The organism is Colwellia sp., from assembly GCF_013215345.1.
Classification (GTDB): domain Bacteria; phylum Pseudomonadota; class Gammaproteobacteria; order Enterobacterales; family Alteromonadaceae; genus Colwellia.
On the sequence record NZ_JABSOV010000045.1, the window covers coordinates 12,639 to 32,181 of the forward strand.

The 19,543-nt window shown below is 38.4% G+C and carries 14 protein-coding genes; 6 read left to right on the forward strand and 8 right to left on the reverse strand.

Features of this window, described 5'->3' with window-relative positions:
- Positions 1–148: 148 nt before the first annotated feature.
- Positions 149–844 (reverse strand): 6-phosphogluconolactonase, encoded by a 696-nt coding sequence (gene pgl / locus HRT50_RS08875; RefSeq protein WP_291613551.1) that lies wholly within the window; start codon positions 842–844, stop codon positions 149–151.
- Positions 844–2,313 carry a glucose-6-phosphate dehydrogenase gene (gene zwf / locus HRT50_RS08880; RefSeq protein WP_291613552.1) on the reverse strand — a complete coding sequence of 490 codons (1,470 nt, stop codon included), beginning with the start codon at positions 2,311–2,313 and terminating at the stop codon, positions 844–846. Before zwf ends, pgl begins: the two co-directional genes overlap by 1 nt.
- A gap of 461 nt (positions 2,314–2,774) precedes the next feature.
- On the opposite strand from zwf, the gene HRT50_RS08885 reads away from it, so the two are divergent.
- Both HRT50_RS08885 and pyk read left to right on the forward strand, forming a co-directional pair.
- On the forward strand, positions 2,775–3,623 hold the full coding sequence (locus HRT50_RS08885) for a MurR/RpiR family transcriptional regulator (RefSeq protein ID WP_291613554.1): 849 nt from the start codon (positions 2,775–2,777) through the stop codon (positions 3,621–3,623).
- A gap of 122 nt (positions 3,624–3,745) precedes the next feature.
- Positions 3,746–5,200, forward strand: a complete 1,455-nt coding sequence (gene pyk / locus HRT50_RS08890) for a pyruvate kinase (protein ID WP_291613557.1) — start codon at positions 3,746–3,748, stop codon at positions 5,198–5,200.
- A 107-nt stretch (positions 5,201–5,307) separates the two neighbouring features.
- Here the strand turns inward: pyk and HRT50_RS08895 are convergent, their stop codons facing one another.
- The 3 genes from HRT50_RS08895 to HRT50_RS08905 form a co-directional block, all read right to left on the reverse strand.
- Positions 5,308–6,150 carry a LytTR family DNA-binding domain-containing protein gene (locus HRT50_RS08895; protein ID WP_291613559.1) on the reverse strand — a complete coding sequence of 281 codons (843 nt, stop codon included), beginning with the start codon at positions 6,148–6,150 and terminating at the stop codon, positions 5,308–5,310.
- A 76-nt stretch (positions 6,151–6,226) separates the two neighbouring features.
- Positions 6,227–7,291: a sensor histidine kinase gene (locus HRT50_RS08900; protein WP_291613561.1), complete on the reverse strand. Its 1,065-nt coding sequence runs from the start codon at positions 7,289–7,291 to the stop codon at positions 6,227–6,229.
- Positions 7,292–7,559: 268 nt separating this feature from the next.
- Entirely contained in the window at positions 7,560–7,910 is a 351-nt protein-coding gene (locus tag HRT50_RS08905; protein WP_291613563.1) for an HIT domain-containing protein, read from the reverse strand.
- A 179-nt stretch (positions 7,911–8,089) separates the two neighbouring features.
- Between HRT50_RS08905 and HRT50_RS08910 the strand changes: the two genes are divergently transcribed.
- Together HRT50_RS08910 and HRT50_RS08915 are read left to right on the forward strand one after the other, a co-directional pair.
- Positions 8,090–9,154 carry a succinylglutamate desuccinylase/aspartoacylase family protein gene (locus HRT50_RS08910; protein WP_291613565.1) on the forward strand — a complete coding sequence of 355 codons (1,065 nt, stop codon included), beginning with the start codon at positions 8,090–8,092 and terminating at the stop codon, positions 9,152–9,154.
- A gap of 180 nt (positions 9,155–9,334) precedes the next feature.
- Entirely contained in the window at positions 9,335–10,765 is a 1,431-nt protein-coding gene (locus tag HRT50_RS08915) for an alkaline phosphatase (RefSeq protein ID WP_291613567.1), read from the forward strand.
- Positions 10,766–10,870: 105 nt separating this feature from the next.
- On the opposite strand, the gene HRT50_RS08920 is transcribed toward HRT50_RS08915, so the two are convergent.
- Complete coding sequence (locus HRT50_RS08920) at positions 10,871–12,052, reverse strand: cystathionine beta-lyase (RefSeq protein WP_291613569.1); 1,182 nt, start codon at positions 12,050–12,052, stop codon at positions 10,871–10,873.
- Positions 12,053–12,511: 459 nt separating this feature from the next.
- Positions 12,512–15,028 (reverse strand): DNA polymerase II, encoded by a 2,517-nt coding sequence (locus HRT50_RS08925; protein WP_291613571.1) that lies wholly within the window; start codon positions 15,026–15,028, stop codon positions 12,512–12,514.
- A gap of 90 nt (positions 15,029–15,118) precedes the next feature.
- Between HRT50_RS08925 and dinG the strand changes: the two genes are divergently transcribed.
- On the forward strand, positions 15,119–17,257 hold the full coding sequence (gene dinG / locus HRT50_RS08930; protein ID WP_291613573.1) for an ATP-dependent DNA helicase DinG: 2,139 nt from the start codon (positions 15,119–15,121) through the stop codon (positions 17,255–17,257).
- Between the two features lie 391 nt (positions 17,258–17,648).
- Here dinG and HRT50_RS08935 read toward each other — a convergent pair whose 3' ends face one another.
- Positions 17,649–18,701, reverse strand: coding sequence for a sel1 repeat family protein (locus tag HRT50_RS08935; RefSeq protein WP_291613575.1), 1,053 nt, complete (start codon positions 18,699–18,701; stop codon positions 17,649–17,651).
- 391 nt (positions 18,702–19,092) lie between these two features.
- On the opposite strand from HRT50_RS08935, the gene HRT50_RS08940 reads away from it, so the two are divergent.
- Positions 19,093–19,464: a hypothetical protein gene (locus HRT50_RS08940; RefSeq protein WP_291613577.1), complete on the forward strand. Its 372-nt coding sequence runs from the start codon at positions 19,093–19,095 to the stop codon at positions 19,462–19,464.
- The last annotated feature ends 79 nt before the right edge of the window (positions 19,465–19,543 follow it).

Sequence of the window (19,543 nt, forward strand, 5' to 3'; positions counted from 1 at the left end):
ACTTGTGCTGGTTAAAACACTCCAAGTCTGCGTTGCTCTCAATCCCAATAGCCAGCTATTACTCAATCGAGCGCCTTGCCCTGATTTATTTTTCCTATGCACAACAAGATCACGAACTTAATGTTATTGGTATTATTTAACAAGTGAGTTATGGAGCCCAAAAAATTTGAGTGTTTAAGCTAGGGTGCTGTAAAAATGCTCTAATCGGCATTTCAAACGGATCATCACCATTTAACGCTTGTGTTAATACCGTCTTCTTTCCTTCTCCACATGAATGAAGGAAAATATTTTTGCTGGTGATTAAGCTAGCAAAAGTAAAACTGATACGTTGATGCGGCGCTGTTTTAGGTTGCACTTTCATGAGTGCTGCATCGTTTTTCTCATCAAGAGCAACATTGATTTCGTCGCTACAGGGGAATAATGAAGCAGTATGACCGTCTTCACCCATGCCTAAAATCAACACATCAAGGGGTAATAAAGTCGCCTTGGCAGCAATATTTAAATCGATGAGTGTTTCCTCGCTAAATTCTTCTCCTTGTTTTAAGTGGAAGAATTTAGCTGCGGCAGCATTATGTTGTAGTAAATTTTCATGTACTAAACGCGTATTGCTGTCTTGGCTATCAATGGCTACCCAACGTTCATCCGCTAGAGTGATGGTCACTTTTGACCAGTCAATATCACTTAGTGATAACACCTTAAAAAATCCTTTCGGTGTTGAACCTCCTGAAACGGCGATACTTGCTTTACCTTTAAGTTTTATTGCTTGTGCAAGGATTTCACTGACTGATTGTGCCAAAGTGACATCTAATTCATTTCGTGTTGAGAACTCTGTTAACTGGTGCATTATTCAACCCACTGGCGATCATCACGCGCGATTAGAGAAATAGAAGATACTGGCCCCCAAGAGCCTGCAGCGTAAGGTTTTGGTTTTTCGTTAGTAGTTTTCCAAGCGTCGATAATGCTATCCGCCCAAATCCAAGCCGCTTCCACCTCATCACGACTAACAAACAATGATTGATTACCATTTAACACTTCTAGCATTAAACGCTCATAAGCATCAACAACTCGCTCGTCGCCATAGGTATCAGAGAAACTTAAATCTAATTTATTTTCTTGAATATTCATCTGTGAAGCTATACCAGGGATCTTATTCATCATTTGTAACTCAACCCCTTCATCCGGTTGCAAACGAATGGTTAATTTATTGGCGGGTAAATCACTGTAACTGTCTTTAAAAATATTATGAGGTTGTTGTTTAAAGTGCACCACTATTTCACTGTGTTTCTTCGGCATACGTTTACCGGTGCGAAGGTAGAATGGTACACCTTTCCAGCGCCAGTTATCTATTTCGGCCTTTATCGCAACAAATGTTTCGGTATTACTGTTGGTATTAGCCCCTTCTTCATTTAAATAACCAGGTACGGGTTTGCCTTCTAAGAAACCATCACTGTATTGGCCACGAACAACTTTATCTTTAATATTGTCTCGGTTAATTGCTTTTAAGGCTTTAACGACTTTTAGTTTCTCGGCGCGAACACTTTCTGCACTTAAGTCAGCTGGTGGCTCCATGGCCAATAGCGACAATATTTGCAACAAGTGATTTTGTACCATATCGCGCAATTGCCCTGCTTCGTCATAAAAGCCCCAACGTCCTTCAATACCAACACTTTCTGCTACTGTGATCTGCACATGGTCGATACTGTTACGGTCCCAATTATTGGTAAATAATGAATTAGCAAAGCGTAATACCAATAGGTTTAGCACTGTTTCTTTACCTAAGTAATGATCGATACGGTAAGTTTGCTTTTCAGTAAAGTATTGTGAAACTTGATTGTTGATTTCAATAGAAGACTCAAGGGAGTGACCAATGGGCTTTTCCATAACAACACGATCAGCATCGTTAATTAAACTGGCGTGCGCTAAGCCCTGGCAAATATCACCATAAATAGCCGGAGGCGTTGAAAAGTAATAAACACGGGCACTATTGCCATTAGCTAAGGCCGTAGCGAGTTGATTAAATGAGCTAGCCTCTTTAAAATCTAATTGTTGATAAACCAAACGATTAATGAAACGTGCCAGAACTTGCTCATCTATTGTTTCTTTAACAAAATTATTTAAATTTTCGACCACTATATTTTTGAATTCTTCAAGACTATGCTCTTGTCTTGCGGCACCTACTATACGGCTATCTTTATTGATTAAACCACAGACTTCCAATTGGTAGAGAGCGGGTAATAGCTTACGTCGTGATAAGTCACCTAAGGCTCCAAAAATGACGATTTCACTCGCTGCTTGACCATTTAACTTACTCATAGCATTTCTCTTATATAAAATTTATTGCTTTAATTTTACTTAAACCTGCACTCAAGCCTAGGCGCTAGTGAACTTACCGTAAAAAAATTAGTTGTAACTAAACTACATATAAGCCTAATTTAGCGCTTGTTTAGCTGACAGTAAAGAACTTTTTGTAATTTTACTACACAAATAACTTTCACAGAGAATAACTGGCTTATATATAAGATGAGATTAGTCATAATGTTGATATGACTGCCATTGAGATAAATACTGTGCAGTTTGAAGAGTAACCATTCTGCCTATTTTGACTTCTTTTCACCCTACATTATGAAATAAAATTTCATTTTTTCTGTTCCTTAAGCAGAAAATAAATTACAGTATAGACAAAATAGCCTGTTAATTGATGCAGGCTATCATTGAAATAACGTTTAAAACTTACTTTAGAAATGAAGATAAACAAGATCTAGGATCAGTCCATAATGAATATATTAGAAAAGATCACTAACGAACTAGACACGCTCAGTAAATCTGAACGTAAAGTAGCAGAAGTCATTTTAGCGTCACCAAGCACCGTTATACACTCTAGTATTGCAGCACTTGCCAAACAAGCCAATATCAGTGAGCCTACCGTTAACCGGTTTTGTCGTCGTTTAGACACTAAAGGCTACCCTGACTTTAAATTACATCTAGCGCAAAGCTTAGCCAATGGTACGCCTTACGTTAACCGTCATGTCGATGAAAATGATAGCGCAGAAGAATATACCGACAAGATTTTTGAATCTACCATGGCCAGTCTTGAATTAGCCCGTAAAAGCTTAGACGCAAATGATGTCAATCGTTCGGTTGATCTATTAACCCAAGCCAACAAAATATCCTTTTTTGGTTTAGGTGCTTCGGCCATTGTTGCCCATGATGCGCAAAATAAGTTTTTCCGCTTTAATGTGCCAGTTGTTTATTTTGATGACATATTAATGCAACGTATGAGTGCTATAAATAGTCGCCAGGGTGATGTCGTTATTGTGATTTCGCACACAGGTCGGACAAAATCACTGGTTGAAGTGGCCAGTTTAGCAAAAGAAAACGATGCCACTGTTATTGGCATTACCACTAAAGGTACACCACTGGCTAAGGAATGTAGCATAGTGCTTACCGTTGATGTCTGTGAAGATACTGACCTTTATATGCCTATGTCATCGCGTATCGCTCAACTCGCCCTAATTGATGTTTTAGCCACCGGCTTTACTTTACGTCGTGGTAGTAAATTTAGAGACAACTTGAAAAAAGTAAAAGATAGCTTAAGAAGTTCACGCTTTGAAAGAAAAGATTAATAATAAAAATTAGAAAGAAATACTAAATATATAGTCGCTCATGTTTGGAAATATCTTTCAACCATCAGTACTACCATCGATAAACCTATTAAAACGTAATCAAAAAACGTAAGAGGATTAACATGCCTAGAAGAACAAAAATTGTTGCTACCTTAGGTCCTGCAACTGACGATAGAGAAGTTTTAAAGAATGTTTTAGCTGCGGGTGTAAATGTAGTTAGACTTAATTTTTCTCATGGTATTCCGCAAGATCATATTGATAGAGCAAACAATGTCAGAGAAATAGCAAAAGAGCTTGGCATTTATGTTGGTATCTTAGGTGATTTACAAGGTCCTAAAATCCGTGTTTCTACCTTTAAAAATGGCCCGATTAAATTAGCCATTGGTGATAAATTTGAATTAGATGCCAACCTAGAAAAAGGTCAAGGCTGCCAAGAAAAAGTCGGTATTGATTACAAAAAATTAGTACAAGATGTTAGCACTGGTGATGTTTTATTACTAGATGACGGCCGTGTGCAATTAAAAGTATTATCTACTTCGGATTCTTCGGTATTTACAGAAGTAACCGTTGGCGGCCCTTTATCAAACAATAAAGGCATTAACCGTCAAGGTGGTGGTTTAACTGCACCAGCACTTACTGCTAAAGATAAAGAAGATATTAAACTTGCCGCTAAAATTGATGTTGATTTTCTTGCCGTATCTTTCCCACGTAATGCAGCAGATATGATAGAAGCGCGTTTACTTGCTCAAGAAGCCGGTTGTGATGCTCGTTTAGTTTCAAAAATCGAACGTGCTGAAGCGGTTAATGATGATAAAATCCTTGATGGTATTATCTTAGCCTCCGATGTTGTTATGGTAGCTCGTGGTGACTTAGGTGTTGAAATTGGTGATGCCGCGCTAGTAGGTAAACAAAAACATATTATCGCTCGTTCTCGTCAACTTAACCGGGTAGTTATCACTGCCACACAAATGATGGAAACCATGATTGAACAGCCTATGCCAACACGTGCTGAGGTTATGGATGTAGCGAACGCAGTATTAGATGGTACGGATGCGGTAATGTTATCGGCCGAAACAGCAGCAGGTAAATATCCTGTTGAAACTGTGAAAGCGATGGCAAATGTTTGTCTAGGCGCTGAGCAACATCGTTCAGTAAATATTTCCAGCCATAGAATTGAACTTACCTTCAGTGAAGTGTCAGAAACAATTGCTTTATCAGCTATGTATGCCGCCAACCATTTAGACGGTGTTAAAGCGATTATCGCCTTAACTGAGTCAGGTCAAACCAGTAAAATAATGTCACGTATTACCTCTGGCTTACCAATTTTCTCATTATCTCGTCATGCAAAAACATTGAATAAAACGGCAATTTACCGTGGTGTTTATCCGATTGAATTTGATTCAACCGATGTTAACAATGACAATTTATCTAATGAGATATTAAAAGCGGTCAGTGGTCACATTGACTTAGTCGTAGGAGATAAGTTAATTTTAACGCACGGTGATACCATGGAAACCGTTGGCGCATCAAATACCTTAAAAGTATTAACCGTCACTAAAAAGAACCTTAGCAAGTAGCTCCAAATGCTAAGACTAAATAGTAAGTGACAAAAGGCTAGATGTTATCAACATCTAGCCTTTTTTATTGCTATGTCTCGTTACATTAAGTGAAGTTCAGTTACAAACTAACTATTCACTGCCTGCTTTACTTTATCTTTATAACTGCGACTCACTTTTAATTCTTTACCATTTTTCAATACGAGAAAATACTCGCCATTGACTTGGCTGCAAAATTTTTCAATCACCTTCTTGTTCACTATGGTCGATCTATGATTGCGGATAAATTGTTTGGGATCTAAACACGCTTCTAATTCTTTCATGGTTTTTCTAAGGATATAGGTGTTTTCTCGTAAAGTATTTTGCTTAGTTTCCAAGGTGTGAACACACATATAATCACCGGCAGCATCAATCCAAAGAATATCTTTTACCGGCACACGATTCACTTCACCAGCATCCTTAATTGCCAAGACATCGGAATAGCTAGATAAGGTTAATTCTTGATTGTTCTCTAATTCTGCTAATATTTTCTGGTAATCATTACCGGTAACATCACTCACTAAACGCACTAATTTCGATTTATGTGCGCTATCAGCACTGCTTTTAAAGTATTGTTGTACTTTTTCAATGGTCTGCTCAAGTCTTTCTTCGTCGGCTGGTTTTAAAATATAATCCAACGCATGCACTTCAAAAGCCTTTAATGCGTATTGATCATATGCGGTAACAAAGACCACGACAGGCATACTTAATCCCTGCTCAATAATACTTTCAAGTACCTGAAAACCATTAAGACCAGGCATTTGAATATCAAGAAACATTAGATCGACTTGATAAGCCCGTATGGCTTCTAATGCCTCTCTACCGTTACAACATTGCTCAATAACATTAATATCATCGTGAGCTTGTAAACGTATAGCTAAACCTTTACGAGCCAGTGGTTCATCATCAACAATAATGGTTGATAGTGACATAAAAAATCCCTAAGTTATTAGTTCCGGTAAACAACAGCGCAGTGCTAACCTATGTGAACAATTTATATTGTTATTATTAGCTTAGCTCAAATGGCATACGTATATTTACTTTAACACCTGAAGGTTGGTTATGGGAAACAACTAACGAAAATTTTTCATGGTATAAAGCTTGTAGACGTTCACGGGTATTGACTAAACCGACACCACTTTCTCGGTGTAAATTGCCATTAATAATATCTGCTCCGGGTCCATTATCAGCGACTTCAATTAACAAGTCGTTGGCAAAGCGCTGTACCGAAATAGTAATTTTCCCACCCTGCTCTTGTACCGCAATGGCATGTTTTATCGCATTTTCAGCTAAGGGCTGTAAAATCATACTCGGCACTAAGGCTGCTTGGCAATCATCATTTATTTGAAAATCTAGCTGTAACCTGTCTTCAAATCGTACTTGCTCTATCGCCAAGTACAGTTGTACAGCTTGTATTTCAGTTTGTAAACTGACTTTTTTTAATGGGTCTTTATCCAATGAGTAGCGGAGAAATTCACTGAGTTTGGTCACCATGGAATTAGCGGTTTTATTTTCTTCCACCAAAATAAGCGTTGAAATAGCATTAAGGGTATTGAACAAGAAATGAGGATTCAATTGATAGCGCAACATTTTTAACTGTGCTTGATGTGCCACAGCATTCGCTTTTAACACATTTTGTTTTTCTATTTGCAGCATTTGATAGTATTTACTACCAAAATATAAACCACTCCAACTTAAAATAATGTAAAAAGACCCTAACGTTGAGCGGGTATACATATACCAAAACTTAGGTTCATAGCCGTGTTTATAAATTTCCCAAAAATTAATATTTTTAACTATTTGCCATAATACGCCAGTGAAATAGGATGACAGTATCACTACTAGGGCAATTTTAATGGGAGGAAAGTTCCACGCCTTTCGATAAATATAACGCAGCGGTACAGTAAACAACCAACCGGCATAAGCATTAAGAAAGATAATTATCACAAATATATCACGCAAATCATGCTGTAATGAGCCAAGATAATGCACAAATGCAAAGCCAAACCAGCCCGCAGTGTGTGCTAGCCAAAATAAGCGATTTCTATTTTCTAGTAATTCTTTCCAATTCACAAAAGTAACCATTTAAAGGATGCTATAAGCAAGTATGCGCTAATAATTAAATGATTTCATTGCCTTTGACCTTGGGAAACTAGCGACTTATCGCATAATAAGCATAATAAGTAGCCGATAAGTCATCTTATATTTTAGCACTGACGACATGGTTCCTAAGGCATGACCATTAGGCTCAAAGATAGGCTATCACCGATTAAGAGCCATCTCACATGCCCGACAAAACATTTTGACTAGTGGGTAAATAACACTCTGTCAGGATATAGACCTAACAAGATAACATTGGCCCTAAATGCTGACCACCGAGCAAATGCATATGAATGTGATAAACCTCCTGGCCGCCATCACTATTACAATTGATAATTAAACGATAACCACTTTCATCAATACCCTCCTCTTTGGCTAGTTTTTTAGCAACCGTAATCATACGCCCTAAGGTCAACTCATCTTCGCTAGTTACATCATTAATTGTGGCAATGAGTTTATTAGGCACGATTAAAATATGACTATCGACTCTAGGAGAAATGTCTCTAAAGGCGGTAACGAGTTCATCTTGATATAACAATGGCGTGGGAATTTCTTGGCGAATAATTTTGGAAAAAATGGTTTCTTCACTCATAGCAGTATCTCTATAAAGGTTCTATACAAATGTACTGCTAGTTTACCGCCAAATAAATATAAATCACCTCTTTACTACACTTTATTGACCTTAATCAACACCCTAGATGGTACAACTATGGCAAGCTTATTGATTCTAAAAGGATGTTACCTCAAACAAAAAATAACCTAGGCAATACTATGGATATAGATTTTAGTGAAATTAACTACTTAAACGATCCAACATGGCAAGATTTGCATGCGAATTACGAACAGTTCCTTTTATCGATGACAGGCCCAACTGTTATTGATGTATCGGGGGAAAATCAAGAAAAGTTCCGGGTATTTACCACACTACTCCATGGTAATGAGCCTTCGGGTTTAATTGCCATGCATCGCTATTTAACTGAAGTTTTGCCGCAAGAACAACCCGAGAGCAACTTACGTTTTATTATCTGCTCGGTGGAAGCCGCTACTGCTCGCCCTCTTTTTAGCCGACGCTATATTGAAGGAGGGATGGATATTAACCGCTGTTTTGGTAAAAACTGCTCTTTTGAATGTCTCCAGGGACAAAGAGGTTATTGTCAGCGAGCATCATTGATTGAACGGGCGATTAAAGAGGTCGAGCCAGAAATGGTGATCGACCTTCATAATTCGTCAAGCTCAGGACCAACCTTTGCGGTTAGTTCAGTGGTGACTACGGAAACCTTATCTCTGGCTTCACTTTTTTGCCAAACGCTAATTTTATCCGATTTAACTATGGGCTCGATAATGGAGCAAGATTTTAATTGCCCATTTATTACTATTGAATGCGGCGGTTGCCAAGACGAACAAGCCCATGAAATTGCTTTTTCCGGCATTAGCCTAGTAGCCAGCTGTGAGAATATTGGCTATATCCACCAAGAAAAGCCGGTAGAAGTCATTTATCGACCGTTAAGGTTGCAACTAAAACCAGCAACAGAACTCTCTTACGCGCAACATGACGAAGGCTATAGTGGCGTTACTTTGAAAGACAATATTGAGTGTTTTAATTTTGGCAGTGCTCACCAAGATGAAATGCTAGGTTGGATTGATGGTAATGGCTTAGATAATTTACAACTTATTGATAAAAGTGGTGCTAACGTCTTAAACGAGTATTTTTATGCCCGTGAAAATCAGTTAGTTTGCCGGCATAACCTGAGACTTTTTAAAGCAACAACCAATAAAAACACCGCGATAAATGACTGCTTGTTTTATGTAGTTAAGCTCATTCCAGCAGAATTATAACCGGTTTAACGGGCATACTAAGATGTTTATTAAAGGGTATGCTGTTGAATTATTACTCTTTGTTATTAAGTAGACAAAACCAAGGTGACTGTTTAGAATTAAGCGTTTTTCACATTCTCTGGTACCCTTATGTCTCGCTCAAAGTTTAATTTGAAACTTAATTTAAAGTTAAGTTCAAAAGTGTATAACTCGAAATTATTTAGCCCTAAATTATCAACCACCTTGCTCTCGACATTTGCCTTACTGAGCTGTGTTGGTCTAGCAACTAATAATGCCTTTGCTGCCAATAGCGAGCAAAATGCACAGGTAAGTCAACAAGGCCTACCGAAAAATATCATTATGGTTGTTGCCGATGGCATGGGGCCAGCTTATACCTCAGCATATAGATACTTTAACGATGATCCTTCAACAGCTGAAATAGAGCAAACCGTTTTTGAAAGACATCTAAAAGGTCTTAGCAGTACATACCCGGCACCCGTTTCAGGTTATGTGACTGACTCTGCCGCCGGTGCAACAGCACTGGCTACCGGAGTAAAAAGCTATAATGGCGCCATTAGTGTAGATGTAAATAAAAAACCATTACTAACCGTGCTTGAATGGGCGAAGCAACAAGGCAAAAAGACCGGCGTGGTAGTCACTTCTCGTATTAACCATGCCACACCCGCTTCTTACTTATCGCACAATGAAAGTCGAAGAAATTATGATGAGTTAGCTAATAGTTATATTGATAACGGTATCAAAGCAGATGTCTACTTTGGTGGCGGCTGGACCAACTATATTCGCGACGATCGCAATATCGTTAATGAATTTAAACAAGCGGGCTTTCAATATATTGACAGTTACTCACAGTTAGCTGGACTAGAAAATGATAAACCGGTTTTGGGTTTATTTGCAGACTTTGGCTTGCCTTGGGCACTGGATGACAGTAATAAACACCGACTAGCCATGATGACAAAAGCAGCTACCGGACAACTTAAAAATGACGCCGGATTTTTTATGCTCGTTGAAGCGAGCCAAATTGATTGGGGTGGACATGATAATAATATTGCCACAGCCATGCATGAGATGGACGATCTTGCTAAATTAATGGAGTATCTAGAAGTATTCGTTGAGAAAAACCCCGATACCTTAGTGGTATTAACGGCGGATCACAGCACTGGCGGTTTTACCTTAGCGGCTAATAAAGAATATCGCTGGGATCCAGAAGTGTTACGCACAATGGTACATTCACCAGCAACAATAGCTAAAAAAATCATCGCTAAAGACCAGCTAAATCATAAGGAAATTAATCAGTGGCTTAACTTTGAGTTAAACACAGAGGAATTCCAGCATATAACTGAGATTGACTCTAGCCATCAGCAAGCCAAGGCACAGTATTTATTACTTAGTGCGACAGAAAAAACAGAGAAAAAGGCGCCTGAACTTAAAGAGTTCTATCGCCGAGCAATATTAGCAATCATTGATAAACGCACTAATACTGGCTGGACCACTTCAGGTCATACCGGAATAGATGTGCCGGTATTTGCATTTGGTAAACACAGCGAACAGTTTAGCGGCCAATTAGATAATACCGATATCGCTAAGAAGATTTTCACCTTATTAGGCAAGTAAAGATAATAAGAGAGATAATTTATGGTACAAAAAAGCAGATAAGCGCAATGAGACATGCTTTATCTGCCTGTTTACCTATTTCTCAGTCAATGATTTTAAAGACACTTAACTCTTAGCAAGTACTTGATTAAAGCGTGCAAAGCCCGCTTCAAGGTCGCTGATTAAATCATCAACATCCTCTAAACCAATGTGAAGACGAATTAAAGGGAACTCACAATCAAACGTGGTCGCACTTCGAATAGCATTTACATTGCTAATCCCCAAAATCAAACTTTCAAAACCGCCCCATGAATAGCCCATTTTAAAATGGTCTAAGCCATCTAAAAACGCGGTTAATGCCACTTTATTGCCACAATTAAGTACAAAAGAAAATAAGCCATTAGCGCCGTTAAAGTCCCGTTTGAAAAATTCATGACCAGGACAAGACTCAAAAGCCGGATGAAGAATTTTAGCCACTTCCGGTCGCGACTCTAACCAATTGGCAACGGTGAGTGCACTTTGTTGATGTTGCTTTAACCTAACCCCAAGAGTACGAATACCGCGCAGCGCCAAATATAAATCATCCGGGGAAGTACACTGGCCCATCAAATAACTGTAATCACGCAGTTGTGGCCAATATTTCTCTACCGCCGTTGCTGTGCCAAGCATGACATCAGAATGACCGACAATGTATTTAGTAGCCGCTTGTACGCTAACATCAACGCCATAATCAAAGGGTTGAAAGTTAATACCGGCACTCCAAGTATTATCGAGCATAACAATACAATCATGTTTATGAGCAACTGCGCTAATGGCAGGTACGTCTTGTACTTCCATGGTAATTGAACCTGGAGACTCTAAAAAAATAAGACGGGTGTTATCTTGGATCAGCGCTTCAATTCCAGCACCTAACATAGGATCATAATAGGTAGTGGTAACCCCTATTTTAGCTAATATTTTATCGCAATAATCACGGGTAGGCTCATAAGCACTATCAACCATTAAAATATGATCACCTTGCTGGACAAAAGCGAGAATTGCATTGGTAATAGCCGCAGTACCCGATGGGTATAATGCACAACCAGCACCGCCCTCTAACTCGGTCATAGCATCACTAAAAGCAAAAGCTGTGGTGGTGCCACGGCGACCATAAACCATGGTTTGATTATGTCGGTTAGCAACGGCATGATTCATTTCGGCTACCGTATTAAAGACAACCGTTGAGGCCCGGGTAACTGAAGGGTTTACCACACCCTTAGTCCATTTAGCACTTCGTCCAGCATTTACTATTTTAGTATCTTGTTTCATAATCACTTCCATTGGAAAAACTCAGCTTTAGCAGAATAAATATTATACCAATCGGACTAATTAACTGATCACTTAGCGAGAATTAAAAGGCTTAGAGGCAAGACATTGATTGAAGAGAATGGTTATTCCCTTGTCAAAATCAATAACGCCGCATGTAAGCCTTTTAAACTCGTCCTTCGGGAACTCGTTAGTAAACTGATAACGTCACAAAATGAATGAAATATAGAATAACTATGTTTAACACATTTTGCTTGTTCTAAGCTCACTAACGTAGTTCTAAGTTGGTCAGTTAATCAATCCGTTTGCTATCAGTTCAGCTATCTAGCCATCTAAAATTTTTTATAAAGTAGTTATAACCTGATTAAAGCTTACTGGCTAGAAATTGTTAATATAAATTGAAAATAAATGTCTAATTAAATGCAATTAAAATAAAAAACGATAGCAGCCATTAAATAGCCTTCAAAAAAGACCCAACTGATCACCGGCAATGGATTCAAAGTCTTTGCCAATAAAGGGTAAAATATCATCAGCTATCGGTTTAAGTTGTTTCTCCACATAAAAATCATAATCAAGTTTGCTGTCCTTAAACTCTAGGGGTTGTACACCATCCAAGGTAATAACATAGCGAATAGTACTTCTATGCTGATATTTTTGCTTCAAGCCCTGCTCTTCAAGCTTTTTATTAGCAATCAAAGCAGCTTTAATATGAGGGGGAGTATTAACATAATCATTTAACTGACGTCGAATTTTTTTCTGGTAAATCAATCGCTCGTCAAAGAGCCCATGCCTCAAATCGTCGACTATTTTTAGAATATACTCATCAATGGGTTCATCGTTAAACACTAGCCGATAAAGCTCTTGTTGGAAGTCTTTACTTAACTCGGTCCAATCACTTCTCACTGTCTCCAGGCCCTTAAAAATCATGACGCCATTAGCAATACCGGCATAACGTTTTTTAGTTCCGATAGCTTTTTGATCTTTACCGGCGTATTTACCAGTATTAAAGCCACGTATTTTTGGCATTAAAAATTGAGTGAAATGCGTTTCAAATTCAATATCTAATTGGCTGGTAATTTTAAAGTCTTCTTTTAAGGTCTGTTGCCATTTATCATTAATAAACCCCTGTAACTCCAAACCTAACTGCTTAGCCTGCTGCTTTGATTTATCAGCGCCGATATAAACAAAAATGGAGTCAGTATCACCGTAGATGACCTTATGACCTTTTGCTGAAATCCACTTGCTGGTTTTCTTTAAAATCTCATGGCTGCGCTTAGTAATAGAGCCCGATAGCCGAGGATCAAAGAATCGACAACCGGTAGAACCTAGTACGCCATAAAAGCTATTCATAATAATTTTTATCGCTTGTGATAAGGCGGCATTTTTTTGTAGTTTGGCTTTATCTCGCTCTAACCAAAGAGACTCGATAATATCAGGTAAAAAGTGCGCCACTCTTGAAAAATAAGCACCATCGAAGCCCTGAATAACAAGGTGTCGATTATCGTGATCTAATTGCCCGACTTTATCTTGAGCAGAATTAAACGCACGAACCTCTTTAAGCCCCTCAATTAACCCCATGGGATCAATTTTAAAGGTGCGAATTATTGACGGATAAAGTGACTTAAAATCTAATACCAAGACATTTTTATAGAGCCCTGGAATGGAGTCCATCACATAGCCGCCAGGCGACACTAAACCTGATTCACCATCGCCCATATTAGGGGCAATATAACCACTGCGATGAAGTTTAGGTAAATAAAGGTTGGTAAAGGCGGCAACCGAGCCACCGACTCTATCAATGGCAAGGCCGGTGAGTTGTGCCCTTAGCTGGGCAAATGCTAATAGCTGCGTTTTTTCAAAAATAAGCCAAACTAAGCGACAATCTTCTAGGTTATAAGCGGCTAGTGCTGCTTTGTTATGATGAAAATTATCAGTGATTTCTTGTACTCTATTGTCAACATCAGCAACCTTTTTACCCAAGCCAAGTAGATTCTGGGCAACATTATCAAGGGAAAAACTGGAAAAACTATAGGTCGCGCTTTTCAGTAAATCAATACCATCGAGAACAACACGCCCTGCTATTTCAATAAAATTTTGCTCGGGGTTATTGGCATTTTTACGCCAGTAAGGCGTACTACCATCACGGCCGATGGCAAACTTAATACCATGGAGATCACAGCGTTTTTGTAGCAATGAGAAATCAAAATTAATCACATTCCAGCCAATCAAAATATCGGCATCAAAGTCATTAATGTCATCAATAAATTTAACTAATAACTGTCTTTCATCTGTTAGCCATTGAATATAATTTTCAGCGTTTGATTGCGACTCACCAATCATTAATACCCGCTTAAACTCCTCTTTAGTATCCGAAGAGTTAGTATTAAAAGCATACAAACCAATAGAGTAGAGCTCCCCTTGCATAGAGCATTCAATATCTATAGAGAGCATTGTTAGGCTGACTTCAGCGGGTGTTTTTGCACGCTTACATCGGGTTTGTTTTACTAATTGATAACTTTTAGAAGCTGACTCGTTTTGATTGCCAGCAATATAATCACCTACCCCCTTACCAATAAAATCAATATCAGCGGTAATATGGCGCTCCATTAAAAACCTATCATCGGGCCTAATATCATCTTCATAACATTTTATTTGTTGGTCTTTTAAGGCATCCCTAGCACGGTAAAAACTGCGCATAGAACTGAAATACAGACCGGCAACTTTTTGCTGAGCAAAGGTTTTTAAGGATAATTGTTGAAATTTTTTAAGTGGAATGCGTTGTTCATTCAGGCTACTAAGCGCTAGCTCTAGTTGATGATGTTCAATAAAAAAAACGGCTAACTCATTAAGTATTTCCAGTTTAACGGGACCAGAGCTACTTTTCAGCCACAAGGTTATTTGCAAACCACTGGCGCTATCTTGCACTTGTCGGGTCAGTAAGAAACCACTATTGATATTGATTGTGTTAGAAATTGCCATTTTATCTTGATTTTTTTCGTGCTACACGCGTAAACCTGTTAATATATACAGCAGTGTAACCGATCTTCTGTTTTTTGGAAACTAGTAACAATGTTATCTGATAAGTTAAAACAAGCTATTCGTCAGGCTTATAAAGCCATAGGCGAGAACTTAACGCACTTTAATCCTCGTAAACAACAAACTTTCCTTATTGCCGAAATAGCCAAGACGCTAGCGGGCGAATACAGTAAAGATAGAAAAATTATTACTATTGAAGCCGGTACAGGTACAGGTAAATCACTCGCCTATTGTTTAGGTACCATTCCACTCGCCCTTGCTCGAAATAAAAAGGTTTGTATTTCAACAGCCACCGTCGCCTTGCAAGAACAATTAGTCGACAAGGATTTACCCTTTTTAAAAGAGCACGCGGGCTTAAACTTTGACTTCACTTTAGTTAAAGGCAGACAACGTTATGTCTGTCGACAAAAGCTTACCCAAGCAGTAACAACCAGCTCAGGTAATGAGCCAACTCAAGTGGGTTTTACTTTCGCAGAAAAGCCCGATGCCAAAGATGTCAGAACACTTAATGCCATGCACAAAGCACTACTCGATGGTAGTTGGCTTGGCGATATTGATTCATGGAAAACACAGTTACCACAACATATTTGGCAGCAAGTGCAAGGTGATAAACACAGCTGTTTAAAAAACCTATCTGAGCATAGTCATTGCCCTTTCCACAAGGCGCGTGAAACTATGGATCAAGCCCATGTTTTAGTGATAAATCATAGTTTGTTATTGGCTGACTTAGAGCTAGGCGGCGGTAGAATACTGTCTTCTCCTGAGGATACCTTTTATATCATTGATGAGGCACATCACCTGCCAAAGGTGACACGTGACTTTTCCAGTGCCAATATCACCTTAAAGGGCACAATTGAATGGTTAACAAAGCTTGGTGAAACCGGCGATAAAATGGCTAAGTTGATTAAGTCTCAGAGTGCTATTTCTCCGGCGTTAAAGTTAGGTGATGACTGCCAAGAACTATTGTTGGAAATGCAAAAAGTCCTTAACTTTATTGAAGCTAATGCCAATGTCTATTTTCAAGCAGATGATTCACTATCCCAAGGTAATAAATTTACTAAGAAATCTCAGCATGATGAACAAGTATATCGATTTGAAAATGGCATTATTCCACCAACATTAAAAAATTGGGCGGAAGATATACAAAGCCTGAGTAAAAAATCATTAAGCCATTTAAATAAACTCTATAACGGACTTATTGAATCGGTAAAAGATGGCGATACCCAAACCTATCTAGCTGAACCTCTACTTGGAGAAGCTGGTTTTCTGTTACAACGTTTAGAGAGTTTAACTGCACTTTGGACTATGTATGCCAAAACCGATAATGAAAAATCTGCGCCAATGGCACGTTGGTTAGAAAAACTAACCAGTAAACGTCATGATTACCTATTAAGCGCATCTCCTATCGAGGTAGGCTTCACCCTAGACAATATGCTGTGGAGCAAATGTGAAGGCGCAGTATTGTGCTCGGCAACATTACGTGCCTTAAATTCATTCGACCACTTTCGCTTTCAAGTCGGTTTAAGAAATGATGACGGTAGTCAATATCAACAAGTTGACTCGCCTTTTGATTACCAGAACAATGCACAATTAGTCATAGCGAAGATGGACAATGAGGCCAGTGCTGCTGATTTTACTGATGAAGTAATTACTAAATTACCTAAGTACCTTGACCAGGGTAGTGCTAGCTTAGTGCTATTCTCTTCCTATTGGCAAATGAATAAAGTCGCACAAACCCTAAGAGAGAACAGTAAACTTGAAATAATGGTGCAAGGAGAGCTATCACGCCAACAAATAATAGAGCAGCATAAAAAGCGTTGTGATAATAACAAACAAAGTATAATTTTTGGTACCCAGAGCTTTTCAGAAGGACTAGATTTACCTGGAGACTACCTCAATAACTTAATTATTACTAAGTTGCCGTTCTCGGTACCAACCTCACCTGTTGAACAGGCACAAGCTGAATATGTGACCGCAAAAGGCGGTAATCCTTTTATGACATTATCAGTACCAGATACTTCAAAAAAACTTGTGCAAGCTTGTGGGCGATTATTACGAAATGAAAGGGATAAAGGTGTTATAACCTTACTAGATAAGCGGGTAGTAACCAAACGCTATGGTAAGCAATTACTTGATTCTCTACCGCCCTTTAGCCGAGTCTATGAAAAATAGTTTAATAACTTATCATGCCAATGCACTTTGCTCCGGAGCGTCATCCCCGTGGTGTTTTAATCGGACGTGCCATGGATGGCACTTATTAGACAATACAGACGTGGCATAGATGACACTTATTAGAGAATGCAGGATGCACATTCTCCTGAGCTTATTGTCCTGAATCCAGGGTCTAAATAGCAATAGTTCTCTATCAGAGACTTCGAAGATGACGTTTACAAAGAGTTCCTGAGTAAACTATAGAGGCATATAACTTATTTGATTCTCGCTTTATTTTACTACTTTGTTCTTCTACTATTAAAAATAGTTTTCTAACAGATAGAAAAAAGGCTTAAATAAATTTAAGCCTTTTTTAGTCATTCAAAAATGAATGGTAATCAAAATATTATTGCTAGTTTTTAGCGTCTTCTAATGCTTTTTCAAATGCTTTCGTAGTGGCTCTAACATTAGCTTGTTTAGTAAATTCAATATTCACACCTGCGTTAACTACTTCTTGGTAGAAATCAGCAATGGCACAACTTTCTACTTGTTGACAAACTATTGCATACTTTAATATTGCTGGCTCATAAGCCTGCAAAGCAGCTTTTTGAAACCAAGTAAGTGCTTGGTGTAAATCTTTATCTACCGCGGTGCCGTTAAGGTACATTTGCGCAAGGTTTACTTGACCTTTAGCAAAACCATAGTCTGCAGATTCTTGAAACTTCTCTAAGGCTAATTCCGATCTCTTACCGCCATTAGCAAACTTTAAATATTCTAAGCCTGAAAAATTTTCTTTTTTACCCGGGATGAATACTGAACTAGAGTCAAAATGCGAATCTGGCACAACTACGTTGCCATCAAGCATATTACCTTCAGGACGACGCGCCAAAACAATAGCACCCGACTCGATCATTGCCTGTAATTCACTAATTTTGTAATTATGACGTTTTTCTTGGAAAAACTTTTCAAATCTCAGTTGTGCATAACGAATAGCTTCATTCAACTCATGCTCTTGTAGATAAAAATAGCTACTAAAGTTAAGCGTTACTACATCACCAGTAATATCTTTAACTTTCGCCATTCTAAATTTTTCGGCCGGACGAAGGTTATCTTTAATGACTCGAAAATCGATATAATAAAAATCATTCAATTGCGGTGCAGCGACAATAGCTTGTGTTTGTTGATTTAATAGATTGTCTTTATAGAATATGCTACCTGCTACAGCAACGGCAGCTAGGATAACTAAAGCAATAATTTTGCTTTTATGCTTTATCAACCAAGGATCGGGATCCTTAGTATCAACGGTATAATGATAATACGGTTCTTCTTGTTTATCGTCAGCGATCGGAGAGTCCACACTAGTTAATGCTTCTTCAGATTCCGTAGGTAATGCTGCCTGCTGATCAACTTCTGCTGTTGGCAAATGCTCATCTTCCTCATATTGGCGAACTGCTGCTTGTGGCATAACCGTTCCTTATTTTTATTTTATTAATTAATACCATTTGAACATAAATTAAACAAGCGTTAATTTTATGTTACTTAGATTTAACATTTCTATTGCTAAACCAAGTCCTTCTTATAATTGCGCTAAGATGCCCAGTAGTAACGACTTTCATTCACATCGCAAGCATCTGAGTTTATTAAATTTATTGAAAATGTAACTCAATGTGTTTTATTATTTTGAGTATACATTCTTATTTCAATTAAAACAATCGTTTGATTATTGAACCAGAACAGTTTCGTCAGGATCGTATTTGGTTTCTATCGCAACCAAACTAGCGGTTATTTTGTATAGCCTAACTTAAGTTATCACTATATGATGTCTTTACTTTAAAAGGCTTACCTGTAGTCCACACATGAAACAAACAACCAAAGTTACCTTATTTTCATTACTGATTTTCCCCGGGGTTGGGCATTTACTATTAAAGAAATATGCAATAGCCCTAGGCTTTATTGCTAGCTTTGCTTATTTGCTATTGGGATTTGTTAAAGATATCCTTACTAAGAGCCAACAAGTTATCGATAGCATTATGCGAGGGGAAGTTTCTCTGGAGATTTCGGCAATCCAACAAGCATTGATGGACCAAGGAGTAATAGATAACCCTCAGCTTGCTACTACGGGGTACTTAATGCTATTAATTTGGGGACTTGCCGCTTTTGACGCCTATCGAATTGCTAAAAAAAACAACCCGTTAGTACCTCCTAATATCAGTGGCACAAACATGTAGACTTAGGTACATCCGTCTTTCGCTTTCAGATTTAAGACAGTAACAAAAATGGCCAGTTGAAATATCAGCTGGCCATTTT

What these genes read in the sequence shown, in the direction of transcription:
- HRT50_RS08940 (WP_291613577.1), top strand. Translation starts at nt 19,093, where the DNA reads ATGAAACAAACAACCAAAGTTACCTTATTTTCATTACTGATTTTCCCC.
- HRT50_RS08920 (WP_291613569.1), bottom strand. Translation starts at nt 12,052, where the DNA reads ATGAAACAAGATACTAAAATAGTAAATGCTGGACGAAGTGCTAAATGG.
- HRT50_RS08885 (WP_291613554.1), top strand. Translation starts at nt 2,775, where the DNA reads ATGAATATATTAGAAAAGATCACTAACGAACTAGACACGCTCAGTAAA.
- HRT50_RS08935 (WP_291613575.1), bottom strand. Translation starts at nt 18,701, where the DNA reads ATGCCACAAGCAGCAGTTCGCCAATATGAGGAAGATGAGCATTTGCCA.
- HRT50_RS08905 (WP_291613563.1), bottom strand. Translation starts at nt 7,910, where the DNA reads ATGAGTGAAGAAACCATTTTTTCCAAAATTATTCGCCAAGAAATTCCC.
- pyk (WP_291613557.1), top strand. Translation starts at nt 3,746, where the DNA reads ATGCCTAGAAGAACAAAAATTGTTGCTACCTTAGGTCCTGCAACTGAC.
- pgl (WP_291613551.1), bottom strand. Translation starts at nt 844, where the DNA reads ATGCACCAGTTAACAGAGTTCTCAACACGAAATGAATTAGATGTCACT.
- dinG (WP_291613573.1), top strand. Translation starts at nt 15,119, where the DNA reads ATGTTATCTGATAAGTTAAAACAAGCTATTCGTCAGGCTTATAAAGCC.
- HRT50_RS08925 (WP_291613571.1), bottom strand. Translation starts at nt 15,028, where the DNA reads ATGGCAATTTCTAACACAATCAATATCAATAGTGGTTTCTTACTGACC.
- zwf (WP_291613552.1), bottom strand. Translation starts at nt 2,313, where the DNA reads ATGAGTAAGTTAAATGGTCAAGCAGCGAGTGAAATCGTCATTTTTGGA.
- HRT50_RS08910 (WP_291613565.1), top strand. Translation starts at nt 8,090, where the DNA reads ATGGATATAGATTTTAGTGAAATTAACTACTTAAACGATCCAACATGG.
- HRT50_RS08895 (WP_291613559.1), bottom strand. Translation starts at nt 6,150, where the DNA reads ATGTCACTATCAACCATTATTGTTGATGATGAACCACTGGCTCGTAAA.